This window comes from Stenotrophomonas sp. 14P6.2.3, assembly GCF_057799055.1.
On record NZ_JBYOLA010000002.1, the window covers coordinates 184900 to 201669 of the forward strand.

General features: G+C 66.5%; 19 protein-coding genes. 9 read left to right on the forward strand and 10 right to left on the reverse strand.

What is annotated here, in order from left to right:
- Positions 1-22 precede the first annotated feature (22 nt).
- The 4 genes from AC27VL_RS02715 to AC27VL_RS02730 all read left to right on the forward strand — a co-directional run bounded on the left by AC27VL_RS02715 (position 23) and on the right by AC27VL_RS02730 (position 2665).
- Entirely contained in the window at positions 23-292 is a 270-nt protein-coding gene (locus AC27VL_RS02715) for a Trm112 family protein (RefSeq protein WP_099820028.1), read from the forward strand.
- Positions 289-1140, forward strand: coding sequence for a carboxylating nicotinate-nucleotide diphosphorylase (gene nadC, locus AC27VL_RS02720; protein WP_346577562.1), 852 nt, complete (start codon positions 289-291; stop codon positions 1138-1140). The genes AC27VL_RS02715 and nadC overlap by 4 nt, the downstream gene beginning before the upstream one ends.
- Before the next feature lie 124 nt (positions 1141-1264).
- Positions 1265-2245, forward strand: a complete 981-nt coding sequence (locus tag AC27VL_RS02725; protein WP_191077585.1) for a DUF2272 domain-containing protein — start codon at positions 1265-1267, stop codon at positions 2243-2245.
- 69 nt (positions 2246-2314) lie between these two features.
- The gene (locus AC27VL_RS02730; RefSeq protein WP_180164286.1) at positions 2315-2665 is read left to right on the forward strand and encodes a DUF3301 domain-containing protein; all 351 of its coding nucleotides are present in this window, start codon (positions 2315-2317) and stop codon (positions 2663-2665) included.
- Between the two features lie 83 nt (positions 2666-2748).
- Here AC27VL_RS02730 and AC27VL_RS02735 read toward each other — a convergent pair whose 3' ends face one another.
- From AC27VL_RS02735 to AC27VL_RS02765, 7 genes are all read right to left on the reverse strand, one after another.
- Positions 2749-3204 carry a ClpXP protease specificity-enhancing factor gene (locus tag AC27VL_RS02735; protein ID WP_100464519.1) on the reverse strand — a complete coding sequence of 152 codons (456 nt, stop codon included), beginning with the start codon at positions 3202-3204 and terminating at the stop codon, positions 2749-2751.
- An 84-nt stretch (positions 3205-3288) separates the two neighbouring features.
- Positions 3289-3924 carry a glutathione S-transferase N-terminal domain-containing protein gene (locus AC27VL_RS02740; protein WP_089240017.1) on the reverse strand — a complete coding sequence of 212 codons (636 nt, stop codon included), beginning with the start codon at positions 3922-3924 and terminating at the stop codon, positions 3289-3291.
- A 134-nt stretch (positions 3925-4058) separates the two neighbouring features.
- Positions 4059-4808, reverse strand: a complete 750-nt coding sequence (locus tag AC27VL_RS02745) for a cytochrome c1 (RefSeq protein WP_191077584.1) — start codon at positions 4806-4808, stop codon at positions 4059-4061.
- Entirely contained in the window at positions 4801-6060 is a 1260-nt protein-coding gene (locus tag AC27VL_RS02750; protein WP_025875284.1) for a cytochrome b, read from the reverse strand. Before AC27VL_RS02750 ends, AC27VL_RS02745 begins: the two co-directional genes overlap by 8 nt.
- Positions 6060-6680: a ubiquinol-cytochrome c reductase iron-sulfur subunit gene (gene petA / locus AC27VL_RS02755; protein ID WP_447934458.1), complete on the reverse strand. Its 621-nt coding sequence runs from the start codon at positions 6678-6680 to the stop codon at positions 6060-6062. Before petA ends, AC27VL_RS02750 begins: the two co-directional genes overlap by 1 nt.
- Positions 6681-6839: 159 nt before the next feature.
- On the reverse strand, positions 6840-7769 hold the full coding sequence (locus AC27VL_RS02760) for a lytic transglycosylase domain-containing protein (protein ID WP_488765483.1): 930 nt from the start codon (positions 7767-7769) through the stop codon (positions 6840-6842).
- Positions 7770-7815: 46 nt separating this feature from the next.
- The gene (locus tag AC27VL_RS02765; RefSeq protein WP_488765484.1) at positions 7816-8784 is read right to left on the reverse strand and encodes a helix-turn-helix transcriptional regulator; all 969 of its coding nucleotides are present in this window, start codon (positions 8782-8784) and stop codon (positions 7816-7818) included.
- 80 nt (positions 8785-8864) lie between these two features.
- Here AC27VL_RS02765 and AC27VL_RS02770 point away from each other — a divergent pair, with 80 nt between their 5' ends.
- Entirely contained in the window at positions 8865-9485 is a 621-nt protein-coding gene (locus AC27VL_RS02770; RefSeq protein ID WP_488765486.1) for a glutathione S-transferase family protein, read from the forward strand.
- A 169-nt stretch (positions 9486-9654) separates the two neighbouring features.
- A complete protein-coding gene (gene miaB / locus AC27VL_RS02775; protein ID WP_100552071.1) occupies positions 9655-11073 on the forward strand; it encodes a tRNA (N6-isopentenyl adenosine(37)-C2)-methylthiotransferase MiaB in 1419 nt (472 codons plus the stop codon).
- 125 nt (positions 11074-11198) lie between these two features.
- Here miaB and AC27VL_RS02780 read toward each other — a convergent pair whose 3' ends face one another.
- The 3 genes from AC27VL_RS02780 to AC27VL_RS02790 are packed head-to-tail and all read right to left on the reverse strand — an operon-like array spanning position 11199 to position 14208.
- Complete coding sequence (locus AC27VL_RS02780; protein WP_488765488.1) at positions 11199-12311, reverse strand: ABC transporter permease; 1113 nt, start codon at positions 12309-12311, stop codon at positions 11199-11201.
- Positions 12308-13231, reverse strand: coding sequence for an ABC transporter ATP-binding protein (locus AC27VL_RS02785; protein WP_488765489.1), 924 nt, complete (start codon positions 13229-13231; stop codon positions 12308-12310). The genes AC27VL_RS02780 and AC27VL_RS02785 overlap by 4 nt, the downstream gene beginning before the upstream one ends.
- Positions 13232-13251: 20 nt before the next feature.
- Complete coding sequence (locus tag AC27VL_RS02790; RefSeq protein ID WP_488765490.1) at positions 13252-14208, reverse strand: HlyD family secretion protein; 957 nt, start codon at positions 14206-14208, stop codon at positions 13252-13254.
- Between the two features lie 364 nt (positions 14209-14572).
- On the opposite strand from AC27VL_RS02790, the gene AC27VL_RS02795 reads away from it, so the two are divergent.
- The 3 genes from AC27VL_RS02795 to AC27VL_RS02805 all read left to right on the forward strand — a co-directional run bounded on the left by AC27VL_RS02795 (position 14573) and on the right by AC27VL_RS02805 (position 16713).
- The gene (locus AC27VL_RS02795; RefSeq protein WP_100552067.1) at positions 14573-15559 is read left to right on the forward strand and encodes a PhoH family protein; all 987 of its coding nucleotides are present in this window, start codon (positions 14573-14575) and stop codon (positions 15557-15559) included.
- Positions 15556-16041, forward strand: a complete 486-nt coding sequence (ybeY, locus tag AC27VL_RS02800; RefSeq protein ID WP_100552066.1) for an rRNA maturation RNase YbeY — start codon at positions 15556-15558, stop codon at positions 16039-16041. Before AC27VL_RS02795 ends, ybeY begins: the two co-directional genes overlap by 4 nt.
- Positions 16042-16158: 117 nt before the next feature.
- Positions 16159-16713 (forward strand): hypothetical protein, encoded by a 555-nt coding sequence (locus AC27VL_RS02805; protein WP_488765491.1) that lies wholly within the window; start codon positions 16159-16161, stop codon positions 16711-16713.
- The last annotated feature ends 57 nt before the right edge of the window (positions 16714-16770 follow it).

A 16770-nucleotide genomic window follows, 5' to 3' on the forward strand; every position in this document is an offset into this window, starting at 1 on the left:
CTTCCACGCAAGACGAAGAACCATGGATCGCAAGCTGCTCGACCTGCTGGTGTCGCCCGATACCCGCCAGCCCCTGTCCCTGCTGGATGGCAAGGGCCTGGAAGCCCTCAACCGGGCGATCGCCGCCGGTTCCGTCAACCGCGCCGATGGCAACCCGCTGGCGCAGCCACTGCGCGAAGCCCTGGTCACCCGCGACCGCAAGCAGGTATTCCGCGTCGACGACGGTATTCCGGTGCTGCTGGCCGAAGAGGCCATCCCGACCGCACAGATCGCCGACTTCCCGACCGCATGAACGCGCTGCCGACGCCGGATCCAGCCGTCGTCGCGGCCGATGTCGCGCGCGCGTTGGCCGAGGACCTGGGCAGCGGTGACGTTACCGCCGCCCTGCTGCCCGACCAGCCCGACAGCGCCTACCTGCTGTGCAAGCAGGATGCGGTGATCGCGGGCCGCCCGTGGTTCGATGCCACCCATCGCGCGCTCGATGCCGACGTGCAGATCGAGTGGCGGGTAGCCGAAGGCGACCATGTCAGCGCCGGTACCGTGCTGGCGCTGCTGCATGGGCGCAGCCGCAGTCTGGTCAGCGCCGAACGCACCTCGCTGAATTTCCTGCAGACCCTGTCCGGCACCGCCACCACCACAGCCCGCTATGTGGCTGCGGTGGAAGGGACAGGCACGCGCATCCTCGATACCCGCAAGACCCTGCCCGGCCTGCGCCTGGCGCAGAAGTACGCGGTGCGTTGCGGCGGCGGTGACAACCATCGCTTCGGCCTGTATGACACGGTGATGCTGAAGGAGAACCACATCCGCGCGGCCGGTTCACTGGCTGCCGCGGTGTCGGCCGCCCGCCGGCAATGGCCGCAACTGCCGCTGGTGGTCGAGGTCGAGGACCTGGAACAGCTGCGGCAGGCGCTGCAGGCCGGCTGTGAACGCATCCTGCTGGACGACTTCAGCCCGGAGCTGCGGCGCGAAGCGGTGCGCATCACCGAAGGCCGCATTCCTCTGGAAGTGTCCGGCAGCGTCGGCCTCGGCGGCCTGCGTTCGATCGCTGAAGATGGCGTGGACTGCATTTCCATCGGCGGCCTGACCAAGCATGTGCAGGCAATCGACCTGTCGTTGAAGCTGGGTCCGCCGCCGGGTTGATGCCGGGGACGCGGGCCTCGGGGTCAGATCCCTTTTCCAAAGGAAAAGGGATCTGACCCCGTTCTCACACCCGGCGTTCACAACAGCGCTGCGACGCTGCGCCCATCCCCCACAGGAGCCGCGCATGCGCCGGATGCTCTTGCCTGCCTGCCTGCTGCTGGCCGCAGCGCCCTTCTCGGCCGCCGCCGTCGAAGCCTGCGATGTACCCCCGCGTTTCGGCCTGAGCCCTTTGGCGATCGCTATCCGCAACACTGCCTGCAACGAGCATCGCCTCTGGTTCCGCCCCTTCATCGACCGTGACGGCCGCGCCGCCAGCCTCAGTGTCACCGAGGCCGAGAGCGATCATCTGGCCGACAATGGCCTGATCGCCTGGCAACGGGTCAGCAGCTACTGGCGCGAAAGCGGCACGCTGAATGCATTGGGCAGCCAGCCCGGTGCCAGCAGTTGCCTGGCCCCGTTGGGAACGCGCTACACCGACAGCGATTGCCGCGCGTTCCTGATCGACAATCCGTGGTCTGCGGCGTTCATTTCCTGGGTGATGGTGCGTGCCGGCGTACCCGGTTTCAATACCTCCCCACGCCATATCGACTACATCCGCGCCGCCTACCAGGCAGGCCCTTCCGGCGTGCCCTACCGCCTGGTGGACCCGGCCACCGCCAAGCCGGCACCGGGCGACCTGCTGTGCTTCCTGCGCGACCGCAGCAGCACACTCAGCTACAGCGGATTGGTGCAGGCCTTGGGCAACGGCTCGGTCGGCCATTGGAAGTCGCATTGCGAAGTGGTGGTGGCGGCCAACCTCGGTGGCGACCAGACGCTTTATCTGGTGGGCGGCAATGTCATGAACACCGTGGCGATGCGCCTGCTGCAACTGGATCGCACCGGCATGATCAAGCTGCCGCCGCCGCGCGAGCGCGACACCACCGGCATCGACCCGACCTGCACACCGGGTCGCGAGGACGAGTGCAGCTTCAACCGGCAGGACTGGGCCGCACTGCTGCAGTTGAATGCCACTGCACCGCGGATTGCACCGCTTCCGCCGGCGGTACCCACTGCGCCGACACCACTGGCGCCGCAGCCGGCAACGGAGCCTGGCAGCGATCGCTGAGCACATGCAGCTTGATCCGGTCGCCATTCGTCGCCATCTTTGGCGGATCGACACCTGACGGCTGAAGCCATGCCCACCCTGCTGATCCTGCTGATTGCCGGCGGTATCGTCTACTTCTTCTGGAACGCAGCGCGTTCGGCCGCCGAACGTGCGGTTGAACTGGGCCGCAATGCCTGCCGCGCCGCCGATGTGCAGTGGCTGGACCAGGCGGTGCACGCCACGGGCCTGCGGCTGTCGCGCGGGGAAGATGGCCGGCTCGGTTTCGAGCGCACCTTCAAGTTCGAGTATTCCTACGACGGCATCGATCGCCATGTCGGCCGCATGGTGCTGCGCGGCGACCAGCTGATTTCCTTCACCGGCCCGGGCGCGGCGCGGATCAGCCAGATCCGCACCGACAATGAAGATGCCGAGGATGTGTGAGCAGAAGCACCCACGCATGGCGTGGATCTACTGGATATCGCGCCGGTAGATCCACGCCATGCGTGGATGAAAAGCTGCGGAAACTACTTGACCACGCGCAGGGTCGGACGGCCTTTCGGCGGCGGACCAGCGGGCGGCGTGTCGTCAGGCGGCGTCTGCTCATCGTCGTGCAGCAGCTCATCACTGGCCTGCGCCGGCTCGCCACCGGGAATGTCGTCCGGCAGCGCCATGCCCTGCCCGGTCTCGCGCGCATACACCGCCAGCACCGCGCTGATCGGCACCTGCACCGGATAGCTGGTGCCGGAGAAGCGCGCCGAGAAGCTCACCGACTCGTTGTCGATCACCAGCCGCACGACTGCGCGCTCGGCGATGTTGAGCACCACCCGGCCGTCCTTGACGGCCGAAGGCGGAACCTGCACGCCGGGAACGCCGGCGTCGACCAGGATGTGCGGAGTCAGCTGGTTGTCGTTGATCCATTCCACCAGAGCCCGCAACAGATACGGGCGGTGGCTGGTCATGTGGAAGAAGTCTTCGGTCATGCGTGAAGTGTAGCGCCCGACGCCCCTGCCGGGGCGGATCGCCTGCGCGCCGGTCGGCGTGCAGACGGGAAAGCGGATGCCGGATCAGCCCGGCAGATCGCGCAGTTTCTTTTCCTGATCGGTAAGGCTGCGAACGAAACCAGGGTGGCGGAAAATCCGGTTGCCGTAGTCCTCGATGGCCTTGCTGTCCTTCGGCAACGGCACATCCAGCGATTGCAGGCGCCAGATGATCGGCGCCATCGCGCAGTCGGCCAGGCTCATTTCCGGGTTGAGGAAGAACTTGCTGGCCTTGAACAACGGCAGCGAGGCCGTCAGCAGTTCCTTCAGCCGCTTGCGCCCTGCCTCGGCCTGGGTCTTGTTGCCCAGCTGGATCGCCTGCACCTGCGGCACCCAGTCATGCTCGATACGCAACATGGCCAGGCGGATGCGCGCGCGCGACAGCGGGTCGACCGGCATCAGCGGCGGGTGCGGATAGCGCTCGTCCAGATACTCGCTGACCACCGACGCGGCATACAGCACCAGCTCGCGCTCGACCAGGGTCGGCACCGAGTGGTACGGATTGAGATCGATCAGATCTTCCGGCGGATTCTGTGGATCGACCGGAACGAAGTCGAAGCTCACGCCCTTGGCCGCCAGCACCAGGCGCACACGGTGGCACAGTACATCGTCGTTCGAGGAAAACAGCGTCAGTGTATTGCGCATGCGTACGCTCGCCGCCATCAAAGGCTCTCCTACGACAGGAGACCGCCTGCCGCATCGGCGCCACCAGCACCGTGCCGGCGGTCGACTCCTCCCCGAGTGTGCAACCGACCATCACAAAAGCCAATAGGCCCGATGCAATGGCCGGCTCTGGATCAGTGCACGTCCTTCCAGTATTCCTTCTTCAACAGGTACACCAGGAAGGTCAGCAGGGCCAGGAACAGGATCACCCAGACACCGAGCTGCTGCCGCTTCAGCGCGGCCGGTTCGCCTGCGTATTCAAGGAAGTTGGTGATGTCCCGCACGGCCTGGTCGTACTGGGCCGCGTCGACCGAGCCCGGGCTTTCGATGCGCAGGCCGGTCACCGGCGGGTCCATGCCCGGCGCTTCGGCCTTGCCATGCACCGCGTGCTGCAGGCCCTGCATCTCCCACAACGGATTGGGCATGGAGGCGTTGGCAAACAGTGCGTTGTTCCAGCCCAGCGGGCGGCTGCTGTCCAGGTAGAACGACTTCAGGTAGGTATAGACCCAATCGCTGCCGCGCACCCGGGAAATCAGGCTCAGGTCCGGCGGCATCTTGCCGAACCACTTCTCGGCCTGCTCCTTGGGCATCGCCACGGGCACGGGATCGCCGACCGCCGAGCCGGTGAAGTTGAGGTTGTTCATCACCTCTTCCTCGCTCAGCCCCAGGTCCTCGCCCATCCGCGAATAGCGCAGGTACTTCAATGCGTGGCAACCGCTGCAGTAGTTCATGTACAGCTGGGCGCCGCGCTGCAGCGACGCCCGGTCACCCAGGTCGTTGCCGGCCTGCAGCAGCTTGGTGCCGCCCTCGGCGGCCATGGCCAGGGTACTGCCCAGCATCAGGGCGGCCGCCAGGGCCAGCCGGACCATCCAGCGCTCAGTCATGCGTGGTCACCCTTTCCGGTACCGGCTTGGTCTTGTCCAGCCTTGTCCATATCGGCATGGTGATGAAGAAGGCGAAGTACAGGAAGGTCAGCACCCGCCCGACATAGGTCTCGTGCGCATCGGTACCAGGACCGGAGCCGATCACCATCAACCACGCGAAGCACACCACGAACATGCCCAGCAGGCCGCGCGACAGCCAGCCGCGGTAGCGGTAGGACTTGACCTTGGCGCGGTCGAGCCAGGGCACCAGGAACAGGATGGCGATGGCCGAGAACATCACGATCACGCCGCCCAGCTTGTTCGGCACCACCCGCAACATCGCGTAGTACGGCGTGTAGTACCAGACCGGCTTGATGTGCTCGGGGGTGACCAGGCGGTTGGCTTCGGTGAAGTTGTCGTGTTCCAGGAACAGGCCACCGAAGGCCGGCGCAAAGAAGATGATGAAGGCCGCGATGATCAGCAGGAAGCCCGCACCGACGCCATCCTTGAGCGTGTAATAGGGATGGAACGGAATGCCGTCGGTCGGCGCGTTCGGTGACCAGCGGTTGCCCTTCGGCCCCTTCTTGATCTCCACGCCATCGGGATTGTTCGATCCCACTTCATGCAGCGCACCCAGGTGCAGCACCACCAGCAGCAACAGCACCAGCGGCAGCGCGATCACGTGCAGTGCGAAGAAGCGGTTGAGCGTGGCGTCGCTGGGCAGGTAATCGCCCATGATCCATTCGGTGAGGCCGTTACCAATGACCGGAATGGCGCCGAACAGCGAGATGATCACCTTGGCGCCCCAGAACGACATCTGGCCCCACGGCAGCACGTAGCCCATGAAGGCTTCGGCCATCAATACCAGGTAGATCAACATGCCCAGGATCCACACCAGCTCGCGTGGCTTCTGGTAGCTGCCATACAGCAGCCCGCGGAACATGTGCAGGTAGACCACGATGAAGAACAGCGAGGCACCGGTGGAGTGCATGTAGCGGATCAGCCAGCCCCACTCCACGTCACGCATGATGTATTCGATGGAGGCGAATGCTTCGGCGGCATTCGTCTTGTAGTGCATGGTCAGGAAGATGCCGGTGACGATCTGGTTGACCAGCACCAGCAGCGCCAGCGAGCCGAAGTAGTACCAGATGTTGAAGTTCTTCGGCGCGTAGTACTCGCTGACATGCTTGCGGTAGATCGGCATCAACCCCGGCGCGCGGGCATTGACCCAGTCGGCCACGCCGGTGGCGGTACGGCTGAGGATGTTGGACATCAGGCAACCCCCTGCGGATCGACACCGATGATGATGGTGTTGTCGTCCTGGTAGTGGTGCGCGGGCACCTTCAGGTTGATGGGTGCGGGCACGTCCTTGAAGACGCGGCCGGACATGTCGAAGCGCGACTTGTGGCAGGGGCAGAAATAGCCGCCCTTCCACTGCGGGTCGTAGGGCTCGGGGCGGATTTCACCCACCATTTCCGGCGAGCAGCCCAGGTGCGTGCACAGACCGACCAGCACCGAGATCTCGGGCTTGATCGAGCGCAGCTCGGGGTTCTGCTTGAGCACGTACTCCGGCTGCTGGTCCTTCTCGCCGGACTCTGGGTCCTTCAAGCGGCCATCCAGCCCATGCAGCGCATCGAGGATCGCCTTGGACCGTTTGACGATCCAGATCGGCTGGCCACGCCATTCCACGATCAGGCGTTGGCCTTCCTGCAGGGCGCTGATGTCGGCCACCACCGGTGCGCCGGCAAGCTTGGCGCGGGCACTGGGGTTCCAGGATTTGATGAAAGGAACTGCGGTGAATCCGACGCCGACGGCGCCCACCACGGCTGTGGTGGCAGTAAGAAAACGCCGACGTCCGGTGTTGACTGGATCGTGTACCCCATCGTTGGCCATCCGGCACTCCGATATTGATTAGGTAGCTTTAAGGCTGCCAGCGGTTCCGGTGGGGGCCAGAGCCGCATTGAATCTCGGTCGAGTGTAGCGGAACCGTCGCGCGCCACACAACGCATTGCAACAACATTGCTTTGGGGGGTTGCCGGGCATGGCCTGGCACTACTGTTTGCTCAGCACCGTACGATAACGCTCGGCCAGCTGGCCGACCCGGCGCACGTAATACTGGGTCTCGCTGTAGGGAGGCACGCCGCGATGGCGATCCACCGCGCCCTCGCCCGCGTTGTAGCCGGCGGCGGCCAGGGTCAGATCACCGTTGAACCGCTTCAACAACCACGCCAGATACTGCACACCGCCACGGATGTTCTGCCCGGCGTCGTAGGAATCACTGACGCCGAAACGTGCGGCGGTGGGCGGCATCAACTGCATCAGGCCCTGCGCACCGGCACGGCTGAGCGCGGTCGGGTTGTAGGCCGACTCGGCATGGATGATCGCGCGCACCACCGCCTCTTCCACCCCGAACTCGCGTGCGGCCGAGGTGATCTCGCTCTGGAAGGCCGTGGTGTTCAGGCGCACGCTGCCGAAATCAACGCGCGGATTGACCCCGCAGGCGTAGCAGCGCTCCATGAAGCTGTAGCGGATGGTCCGCACCGGGCCGAGGTTGGCGACCTGGGTCGGGCGTGCGCTGGTGTAGTGGCGCACCCCGTCCTGCATGTACGAATAGACCTGTCCGCTGACCATCTTGCCGCCGCGTGGGCTGGCCGGCGTGGACGCTGCCGCGGGCGCAGGAGCCGGCGCGACAGCGGGACTGGCAGCGCTGGCGGCCACGGCAACCGGGTTGCGCTCGGCGCTGGCCACCACTGCAGCAGGCACGGGCACTGGCGTCGGCGCCGAGCTGACGATCGGGGCGCGCACCGCCCTGCCCGCGCTGCGGGTGTAGCTGATGGTGCTGCATTGGGCACCGGCCACCCGCTTGCTGACATAGCTGGTGACCCCGTCGGCGCCAAGGCACTTGTACAGGGTGCCGGCGCTGGCCGGCGCAGCGGTCAGCGCAGCGATGATGATCGCCGTTGTCCCCAGTCTCCCCTTCATGGCCGCGAGTGTCCCAGCTTCACTGCGGCTTGCCAAGGGCACCTGCTCAGACCGTGACCGCGGACACGGCCAGTACCTGGCTGAGCCCGGTCAGACGCTGAGCCAGCTCCTCGCGCAGCTCGGCCGGCGTGGTCCACAGTGCCACCGGCAGGCGATCCAGGCTGAGGATCTGCGCCAGCATCATGCCGCGGCTTTCCGCGCCCATCCGCAACAGGCAATGGTCTGGCCCATCGGCCTCGAGCACGCCGCACCAGGGCGGAATGCGCCCAGTCAGCTCCGCTTCGCTGCCGGCCAGGCGCAGGACGGCCTGCAGCGCGAACGGCGCCTGGCTGACCGCCTGCCGCACCATCACATCGGGCGGCGCCGGGGTTCGCCGGTGCAGGCCAGGCTCGGGCAGAAGCCGCACCGCCCCCATCCGGTCCACGCGCAGTGTGCGCCAGTCCTGCCGGCCCAGATCCCAGGCCAGCAGATACCAGCGCCGCCCGTAGTTGACCAGGTGCTGGGCCTCGACTTCCCGTTGCGTCACCGCGTCCTGCGCGCTGCGGTATTCGAAGGCCAGCCGCGCGGCCTGCCGGCAGTGCTGGGCCAGCCGCCCGAGCAGGCGCGCATCGGTGGATGGCAGGTCGGACAGGGTCGCGGTGGCGGCATGCACTTCGCCGGCCTGCTGGCGGCGACGCGCCGGCACCAGCGGGTCGAGCTTGGACAGCAGGCCCCGTGCGGTGTCGTCGATGCCGGAGACCGTGGCCGACGCCGCGCGCAGGGCAATCGCCAGTGTGGTGGCCTCTTCCTCGTCCAGCAGCATCGGCAGGACCGGCGCGCCCGCGCCCAACCGGTAGCCCCCGCCCACGCCGGCCGAGGCCTGCACCGGATATCCCAGCTCGCGCAGGCGCTCGACATCGCGGCGGATGCTGCGCCGGTCCACGCCCATGCGCTCGGCCAGCTCGGCACCGGACCAGTGACGGCGGGCCTGCAGCAGCGAGATCAGGCGAAGCAGGCGATGGGCGGTATGGCGCATGACGGATCGCGGACAGAAGTCGTCCGCAATTGTGCCTCAGCATGGGCCCCACTTCACCACCACCTGCAAGGAGCAATGCCATGACGTCACGCCAGATCACCCTCTACCACGCCGCCCGTTCACGCTCGAGCGGCGCGGTGGCCCTGCTTGAAGCACTGGGCGCCGATTACCACATGCAGGTGCTGGACCTGAAGGCTGGCGCCAACCTGGCCCCGGCCTACCTGGCGATCAATCCGATGGGCAAGGTGCCGGCCATCGTGCACAACGGTGCCCTGGTGACCGAGCAGGTGGCGATCTACCTGTACCTGGCCGACCTGTACCCGGAAGCCGGGCTGGCGCCGCCGATCGGCGACGCCCTGCGCGGCCCCTATCTGCGCTGGATGGCCTTCTACGGCGCCTGCTTCGAACCGGCGATGATCGACCGGGCGATGCGTCGCGACCCGCCGCCGCATGCGATGTCGCCCTACAACGACGCCGATACGGTGCTGCAGGTGATCGAAGCACAGCTGGCGCAGGGGCCGTACCTGCTGGGCGAGGTGATGAGTGCGGCAGACGTGTTGTGGGGCAATGCACTGGCATGGACCAGTGCGTTCGGCCTGGTGCAGCCAGCACCGGCGACGGCCGCCTACATCGAACGGATGAGTGCGCTGACCGCGTTTGATCGTTCGCGGCAGATCGATGCGGAGCTGATCGCGGCGTAAGGGCACTCGCCGGGCACGGGCCGGCGCTACCGAACGGCGCGGGATACGGGTAGCGCGGGGCCATGCCCCGCGAGCGCGCAGCGCGGCGCCGTTGACGTTGTGCAGGGCGAGCGCGACGGGATGCGGGTAGAATCGCCCCCTTTCCCGCCACCCGAATGGATTAAGCGCCATGACCGGGACGCCAGACGTCTTTCCGCCCGCCACGCCGGGCGGTACCCCGCTCGTTGCCCTGCCCGCCGGTCCGCGCAAGCCCGACCAGGTGAAAGGCAAGCTGTACATCAAGACCCACGGTTGCCAGATGAACGAGTACGACTCGGCCAAGATGGCCGACGTGCTCGCCGCCAGTGATGGCCTGGAACTGACCGATCGCCCCGAGGACGCCGACGTCATCCTGGTCAACACCTGCTCGATCCGCGAAAAGGCGCAGGAGAAGGTGTTCAGCCAGCTGGGCATCTGGAAGAGCCTGAAGAACCAGGGCCGTGAGGTCATCATCGGCGTTGGCGGTTGCGTGGCGTCGCAGGAAGGCGAGGCGATCATCAAGCGTGCGCCGTTCGTCGACCTGGTGTTCGGCCCGCAGACGCTGCATCGCCTGCCGGAACTGATCCGCGCCCGCCGCGAACAGCAGCGCCCACAGGTGGACATCAGCTTCCCGGAAATCGAGAAGTTCGATCGCATGCCCGAACCACGTGCCGATGGCGCGTCGGCGTTCGTGTCGATCATGGAAGGCTGCTCCAAGTACTGCTCGTTCTGCGTGGTGCCCTACACGCGCGGTACCGAAGTCAGCCGCCCGTTCGAGGACGTGGTGGTGGAAGTGGCACAGCTTGCTTCGCAGGGCGTGCGCGAGATCAACCTGCTCGGCCAGAACGTCAACGCCTACCGCGGGCCGTATGGCGACGGCGAGTTCGCCGACCTCGGCCTGCTGATCCGCACCATCGCCGAGATCGATGGCGTTGGCCGCATCCGCTTCACCACCTCGCACCCGCTGGAGTTCAGCGATTCGCTGATCGATGCGTTCCGCGATGTGCCGCAGCTGGCCAACTTCCTGCACCTGCCGGTGCAGGCTGGCAGCGACCGCGTGCTATCAGCGATGAAGCGCGGTTACACCGCACTGGAATTCAAGTCGAAGATCCGCAAGCTGCGTGCGGTCCGCCCGGACATCTCGATCAGTTCGGACTTCATCGTCGGTTTCCCCGGCGAGACCGATGCGGATTTCGAGAAGACCATGAAACTGATCGAGGACATCGGCTTCGATCACAGCTTCTCCTTCATCTATTCGCGTCGCCCGGGCACGCCGGCAGCGGACCTGGAAGACACGATCAGCGATGCGGAGAAGCATGCACGCCTGTCGCGCCTGCAGGAACGCATCAATGCACACGCTGCGAGCATCTCCGAAAGGATGGTTGGCAGCGTACAGGCCGTGCTGGTGGAAGGCCCTTCACGCAAGAACCCGAATGAACTGACCGGCAAGACCGAGAACATGCGTTCGGTGAACTTCCCGGCGCACCCGCGCCTGATCGGCCAGTTCGTGGACGTGGTGATCACTGAAGCGCTGACCAATTCGCTGCGCGGCCGCGTGGTGGCGGAATAAGGTGTGCCGACCAACGGTCGGCACCCACCGCAATTGATGCCGGCCAGCGGTCGGCACTCACCGCAGTTGATGCCGACCAACGGTCGGCACCTACTGTGTGGATGCCGACCGTTGGTCGGCATGCCTCAATCCAGGCGTTTGCGAAAGCGCAGGATGGCCAGGGTCATCATCGCCACGATGAACACCAGCAGTGCCAGTGCGTCCGGCCACAGCTCCCACAGCGAGGCCCCGCGCAGCATGATGCCGCGCACCAGGCGCAGGAAATGGGTGAGCGGCAGTACTTCCGCCAGCCACTGCACCGGCCTGGGCATGCCGGCGAACGGAAACATGAAACCTGACAACAGGATCGAAGGCAGGAACAGGAACAGGGTCATCTGCATGGCCTGGAACTGCGACCGCGCGCGCGTGGAAATCAACAGGCCCAGTGCGAGGTTGGCAAGCACCAGCAGCACCGCCGCCAGGTAGACATCAACGAGGCTGCCGCGGATCGGGACCTCGAACAACCAGGTTCCCAGCAGCAGTACCAGGGTGGTCTGCAACAGACCGATCGCCGCATACGGCAACACCTTGCCGACCATCAGTTCGCTGCGCGATACCGGCGTGGCGATCAGCAGTTCCATGTTGCCGCGCTCGCGTTCGCGTACCACCGCCACTGCAGTGAACATCACCAGGGTCATGGTCAGGATCACCCCGATCAGGCCGGGCACGATGTTCACTGCTGAGCGCCGTTGCGGGTTGTAGAAACTGATGACGCTCACCTGCCCGCTGGCGATGCTGCCTTCGCGCAGTGGTCGCGCGTTGCTGGCCGGGCGCGTGTCCAGCGGCACCTGCGCCAGCTGGATCGCCGCACTCTGCACCACCGTGTCGCTGCCGTCGACCAGCACCTGCAATGCTTCGCGGCCTTCGTAGCGGCGTCGTTCGAAATCGGCGGGAATGAAGATGCCCACGCTGATCCGGCCCCGTCGCAACGCCTCCATCAGTTGATCGGGCGTATAGGCCTGCGCGCGCGGCGTGATCACGCCGGTGGCGACCATGTCCTGCACCAGCGCGCGCGACGCCGCACTGTTGGCCTGGTCGGCGATACCGGCATCCAGATGCCGCAGGTTGAGGTTGATCGCATAGCCGAACAGCAGCAGCTGCATCACCGGGATGCCGACGATCATCGCCAGGGTGATGCGGTCACGGCGCAGTTGCCGCAGCTCCTTGAGCATGATCGCCCATAGCCGTCGCACGCTCATGCGGCCGGCTCCCGACCACGGCCACGGGTGGCGGCAACGAATACGTCTTCCAGGTTGGGCGCCACCGGTTCGATGCTGGCACGCGGATCGGCGGCGGCAAGTGCCTGCGCCAATACGGTGGTATCGGCCGCACCCTCGCTGCACAGAACGCGCAGTTCGGTGCCGATCTGGGCCACGCTGAGCACACCCGGCAACGCCGCCAGCGCGCGGCTGGCCTGCCGGGGCTGCGAGGCGGTGACCTTCAGGGTACGGCCCTGCAGCTGCGCGCACAGCTCGGCCGGGGTGCCATCGGCCACCAGGGCACCGCGATCGAGGATCGCCAGCCGGTGGCAGCGTTCGGCCTCGTCCATGTAGTGGGTGGACACCAGCACCGTGGTGCCGGCATCGGCGAGCTCGAACAGCGCCTCCCAGAAATCGCGCCGCGACTCAGGATCGACCGCACTGGTCGGCTCATCCAGGAACAGCAGTTCCGGCGCATGGATCACCGCACCGGCCAGCGCCAGCCGTTGCTTCTGCCCGCCGCTGAGGGTGCCTGCCAACTGCACCTGGCGGTCCTGCAGACGGTACTGCAGCAGCAGCGCATCGACCCGCTGCCGCGCCTGCGTGCGCGGTAGATCCTGGATGGCGGCAAGGAATTCCAGGTTCTCCCGCACCGACAGGTCTTCGTACAGCGAAAAGCGCTGGGTCATGTAGCCGATGCGGCGGCGCAGCGCTTCGGCCTGCGCCGGGATCGCCAGGCCCAGCACTTCGATCTGTCCCGCGCTTGGTTCAAGCAGCCCGCACAGCATGCGGATGGTGGTCGACTTGCCTGAGCCGTTCGGGCCGAGGAAGCCGTATACCTGCCCTCGCGGCACCTGCAGATCGACGTTGTCCACTGCCAGCAGCTCGCCGAAACGGCGGCTCAGGCCCTGCGCACGCACGGCAATGTCATCGACAGGATTCAGAAGCGCACCTGCACCGGCAGCCCGGCGGGCAGCGCCTGCATGTCGGCACTGTCGTCCAGCTCGATCTCGGCCAGGTAGCTCAGCCGCGAGACGTCATCACCGGTCAGCGCGTAATACGGCGTAAAGGAAGGGTCGCTGCGGATCGACCGCACATGCCCCTTCAGCACGGTGTTGGCACCATCCAGCTGCACCTGCGCTCCCTGCCCCACCTTCACCCGCAGGCGCAATGGCTGCGGCAGATACACGCGCGCATAGGGGCGTTCGCCCACCAGCAGCATCACCAATGGCGCACCGATCGGTGCCTGGTCGCCCTGCCGGTACGGCAACGCATCGACCACGCCATCGCGCGGCGCACGCAGCTGCAGCTTCTGCAGGTTGACGGCCTGCACCACCTCCTGTGCCTGCGTTGCCCGGGAGGCGGCCTGGCCCTGGGCAATGTCCTCACGACGGTTGCCGCGCTGCAGCTCCAGCCACGCCTGTTCGGCAGCGCGCACGCTGGCCACGGCGTTGTCGGCGGCCGCGCGGGCCCGGTCCAGGTCGGCAGCAGCGACCAGCCTCTGGCGGGCCAGCGGTTGCACCCGGCGGTAGTACGCAGTGGCTTCAGCCGCCTGCGCGCGCAGCGCCGTGAGCTGTGCCTGCGCTTGGGCGATCTGCTCAGGACGCGGGCCCACCTGCAGTTCTTCAAGCTGCGCCTGCACGCGGGCGGTTTCGGCCTGTGCGGCGTCGAACTGGGCGGCGCCACGGGCAGGATCCAGGCGCATCAGCAGCTCGCCGGCCTTGACCGCCTGCCCTTCGCGCACGTCAACGGCACTGATCACTTCCGCCGCCGGTGCGGGCACGCTGATCCGGTCCCATTCAAGCGTACCCAGTGCCGCCGGCGGTGCTTCGCCACAGCCCGCCAGCAGGCAGCTGCCCAGCAGCCCCATCCTGCGCATCCACGTGCCCACGGCCATGCGCCACCTCCTCCGATGGCGCCACGGTGCCATGCTCCCTGTGCACCCGCAATGATCCAGAACAGGGCTGGTCAATAATTGATCACCCGCCGGCAACGCCACTGCCGCAAGGCTCGCTGCCACCTATCCACAGGTTCGCTGCAACACCGTCCACACCACATGTGGAGAACCCCGCGGGCACTGGCGCAATTTTCACCACCGCATCATCTTCCTTGTGGCACAAGCGCTGCGAAGGACTATCCACAGGTTTCTTCGGCGCCGGTCCACACCCGGTGTGGAGAACTGTCGTCCTGCCGCCTTGCGCGTTACCCTTGTCGTCCCTGACGCCATCGCGGTGGACGGCGACCCCGCCCCACCCCAAGCAATGAAAAGCATCGAGCATCGAGACTTCACCCTGTCGCCGGAAGACAACGCGCAGCTGGCCAACCTGTGCGGCCCGTTCGACGGCCACCTTCGCCAGATCGAACTGAAGCTTGGCGTGGAAATCGCCAACCGCGGCTTCGTGTTCCGTATCAGCGGCCCGACTGAAGCCAGTGCAGAGGCGCAGAAGCTGATCGAGGCGCTGTATGAAGAGGCGGCCGAGACCACCTTCGACAGCCACGGCATCCACCTGCGCCTGAACGCGGCGAACATCGAACAGATCGCCGACCGCTCCTACGAAGCGCAGGACGTGGCAATCAAGGTCAAGCGCGGAACCGTGCGCGGGCGAGGTTCCAACCAGAGCCGCTACCTGCACCAGATCGTCAGCCACGACATCAACTTCGGCATCGGCCCGGCCGGTACCGGCAAGACGTTCCTGGCCGTGGCCAGTGCGGTGGAAGCACTGAACGAATCGCGGGTGCAGCGCTTGATCCTGGTGCGCCCGGCCGTCGAAGCCGGCGAGAAGCTGGGCTTCCTGCCCGGCGACCTGAGCCAGAAGGTCGACCCGTACCTGCGACCGCTGTACGACGCCCTGTATGAAATGCTGGGTGTGGAGAAGGTGCTCAAGCTGCTGGAAAAGAACGTCATCGAGATTGCGCCGCTGGCCTACATGCGCGGCCGCACGCTCAACGATGCGTTCGTGATCCTGGACGAAGCGCAGAACACCACCATCGAACAGATGAAGATGTTCCTGACCCGACTGGGCTTCGGCTCGACTGCCGTGGTCACCGGCGATCTGACCCAGACCGACCTGCCCAAGCATGTGAAGTCGGGCCTGCGCGATGCCATCGACGTACTGCGCGATGTGGAGGGCGTCAGCTTCACCTTCTTCGAAGCCCGCGACGTGGTCCGCCACCCGCTGGTGGCGCGCATCGTCAGCGCCTACGACCGCCGCGACCTGCATCAGATCCAACCTGGAGCGACTCCATGACCCGTGGTCCCGTGCGACTGGATGTCGCCGTCAGCTATGCCCTGCCGCGTGCCGGCCTGCCCTCGGCCGTCAGCTTCCGCAAGTGGGTCGCGGCCGCGCTGAAGGGGCGCATCCGCGAGGCCGACCTCGCCATCCGCGTGGTCGACAGCAAGGAAGGCCAATCCCTGAACCGGCATTACCGGGGCAAGGACTACGCTACCAACGTGCTCAGCTTCCCGGCGGACGTGCCGGAGGGCCTGCCCAAGGGCGTCAAGTTCCCGCTGCTGGGCGACCTGGTGATCTGCGCGCCGGTAGTGGCCCGTGAAGCCGACGAGCAGAGCAAGGCGCTCAATGCCCACTACGCGCACCTGACCGTGCACGGCGTGCTGCACCTGCTCGGCTGGGACCACGAGGACGACAAGGAAGCCGAGGCGATGGAACAGCTGGAGCGCGAGATCCTGGCCGAGCTCGGCATCGACGATCCCTACGCCGGCGAGCGCTGACACCTGGCCAGGCGCTGCGTGACCGAGCCCATGCTCGGCCGTGGTACGCCCTGCGCCCCGCAGACCCGACCCAAAAGCAGCCGAGCACGGGCTCGGCTCTACCACGGAACCTCGCTTGTGCTGCTGCGTACCTTCCTGCTCCTGCCGCTCCTGCTTGCCGCCACCGCTTCCGCCGCGCCGCTGGACCTGCCTGCACTGATCGAGTGCCGCCAGGGCGTGCCCGAACATGCTGCGCTGGCACCCCTGCTGGCCGATCCGCTGAAGGCCGTGGCCAACGGCCTGCAGCCGCTGCCGCAGGGCAACCAGTTCATGAGCGAGTACCGCCTGGCCAGTCCGATCACCGTGTTCGGCCAGCAGACCGAGCGCGTAGCCGTGGCCGGCGCCAGCATCATGGCCGTGCTCGACCAGGCCGACCCGCGGCCGCTTGCCACGCAGCTGGCGCTGGAGACCGGCTACGACCAGGACGGCAAGTTCATGGCCGGGCGCGAGCTGGTCAGCCGCGATGTGACCGACCCGAAGACCGGCGAGGCGCAGATCGAGTCGATCATCCTCAGCGTATCCACCGTCGCCACCCACCCGGGCAAGACCCTGGCCGGCTGCACCTACAGCCTGGACCTGCCGGCCGAGGACGAGGGCCCGGCCGCCGCCGCCCCGGCTGGCGAGGGTCACTGACAGGCCCCCACATCCTGCTAGACTGGAGCCATCGCCCGGCCTGCCGGGTGCCTTTTT

Excerpts from the sequence above, each read along its gene's own strand:
- AC27VL_RS02715 (WP_099820028.1), top strand. The coding sequence starts at position 23 with ATGGATCGCAAGCTGCTCGACCTGCTGGTGTCGCCCGATACCCGCCAG.
- nadC (WP_346577562.1), top strand. The coding sequence starts at position 289 with ATGAACGCGCTGCCGACGCCGGATCCAGCCGTCGTCGCGGCCGATGTC.
- AC27VL_RS02725 (WP_191077585.1), top strand. The coding sequence starts at position 1,265 with ATGCGCCGGATGCTCTTGCCTGCCTGCCTGCTGCTGGCCGCAGCGCCC.
- AC27VL_RS02730 (WP_180164286.1), top strand. The coding sequence starts at position 2,315 with ATGCCCACCCTGCTGATCCTGCTGATTGCCGGCGGTATCGTCTACTTC.
- AC27VL_RS02735 (WP_100464519.1), bottom strand. The coding sequence starts at position 3,204 with ATGACCGAAGACTTCTTCCACATGACCAGCCACCGCCCGTATCTGTTG.
- AC27VL_RS02740 (WP_089240017.1), bottom strand. The coding sequence starts at position 3,924 with ATGGCGGCGAGCGTACGCATGCGCAATACACTGACGCTGTTTTCCTCG.
- AC27VL_RS02745 (WP_191077584.1), bottom strand. The coding sequence starts at position 4,808 with ATGACTGAGCGCTGGATGGTCCGGCTGGCCCTGGCGGCCGCCCTGATG.
- AC27VL_RS02750 (WP_025875284.1), bottom strand. The coding sequence starts at position 6,060 with ATGTCCAACATCCTCAGCCGTACCGCCACCGGCGTGGCCGACTGGGTC.
- petA (WP_447934458.1), bottom strand. The coding sequence starts at position 6,680 with ATGGCCAACGATGGGGTACACGATCCAGTCAACACCGGACGTCGGCGT.
- AC27VL_RS02760 (WP_488765483.1), bottom strand. The coding sequence starts at position 7,769 with ATGAAGGGGAGACTGGGGACAACGGCGATCATCATCGCTGCGCTGACC.
- AC27VL_RS02765 (WP_488765484.1), bottom strand. The coding sequence starts at position 8,784 with ATGCGCCATACCGCCCATCGCCTGCTTCGCCTGATCTCGCTGCTGCAG.
- AC27VL_RS02770 (WP_488765486.1), top strand. The coding sequence starts at position 8,865 with ATGACGTCACGCCAGATCACCCTCTACCACGCCGCCCGTTCACGCTCG.
- miaB (WP_100552071.1), top strand. The coding sequence starts at position 9,655 with ATGACCGGGACGCCAGACGTCTTTCCGCCCGCCACGCCGGGCGGTACC.
- AC27VL_RS02780 (WP_488765488.1), bottom strand. The coding sequence starts at position 12,311 with ATGAGCGTGCGACGGCTATGGGCGATCATGCTCAAGGAGCTGCGGCAA.
- AC27VL_RS02790 (WP_488765490.1), bottom strand. The coding sequence starts at position 14,208 with ATGGCCGTGGGCACGTGGATGCGCAGGATGGGGCTGCTGGGCAGCTGC.
- AC27VL_RS02795 (WP_100552067.1), top strand. The coding sequence starts at position 14,573 with ATGAAAAGCATCGAGCATCGAGACTTCACCCTGTCGCCGGAAGACAAC.
- ybeY (WP_100552066.1), top strand. The coding sequence starts at position 15,556 with ATGACCCGTGGTCCCGTGCGACTGGATGTCGCCGTCAGCTATGCCCTG.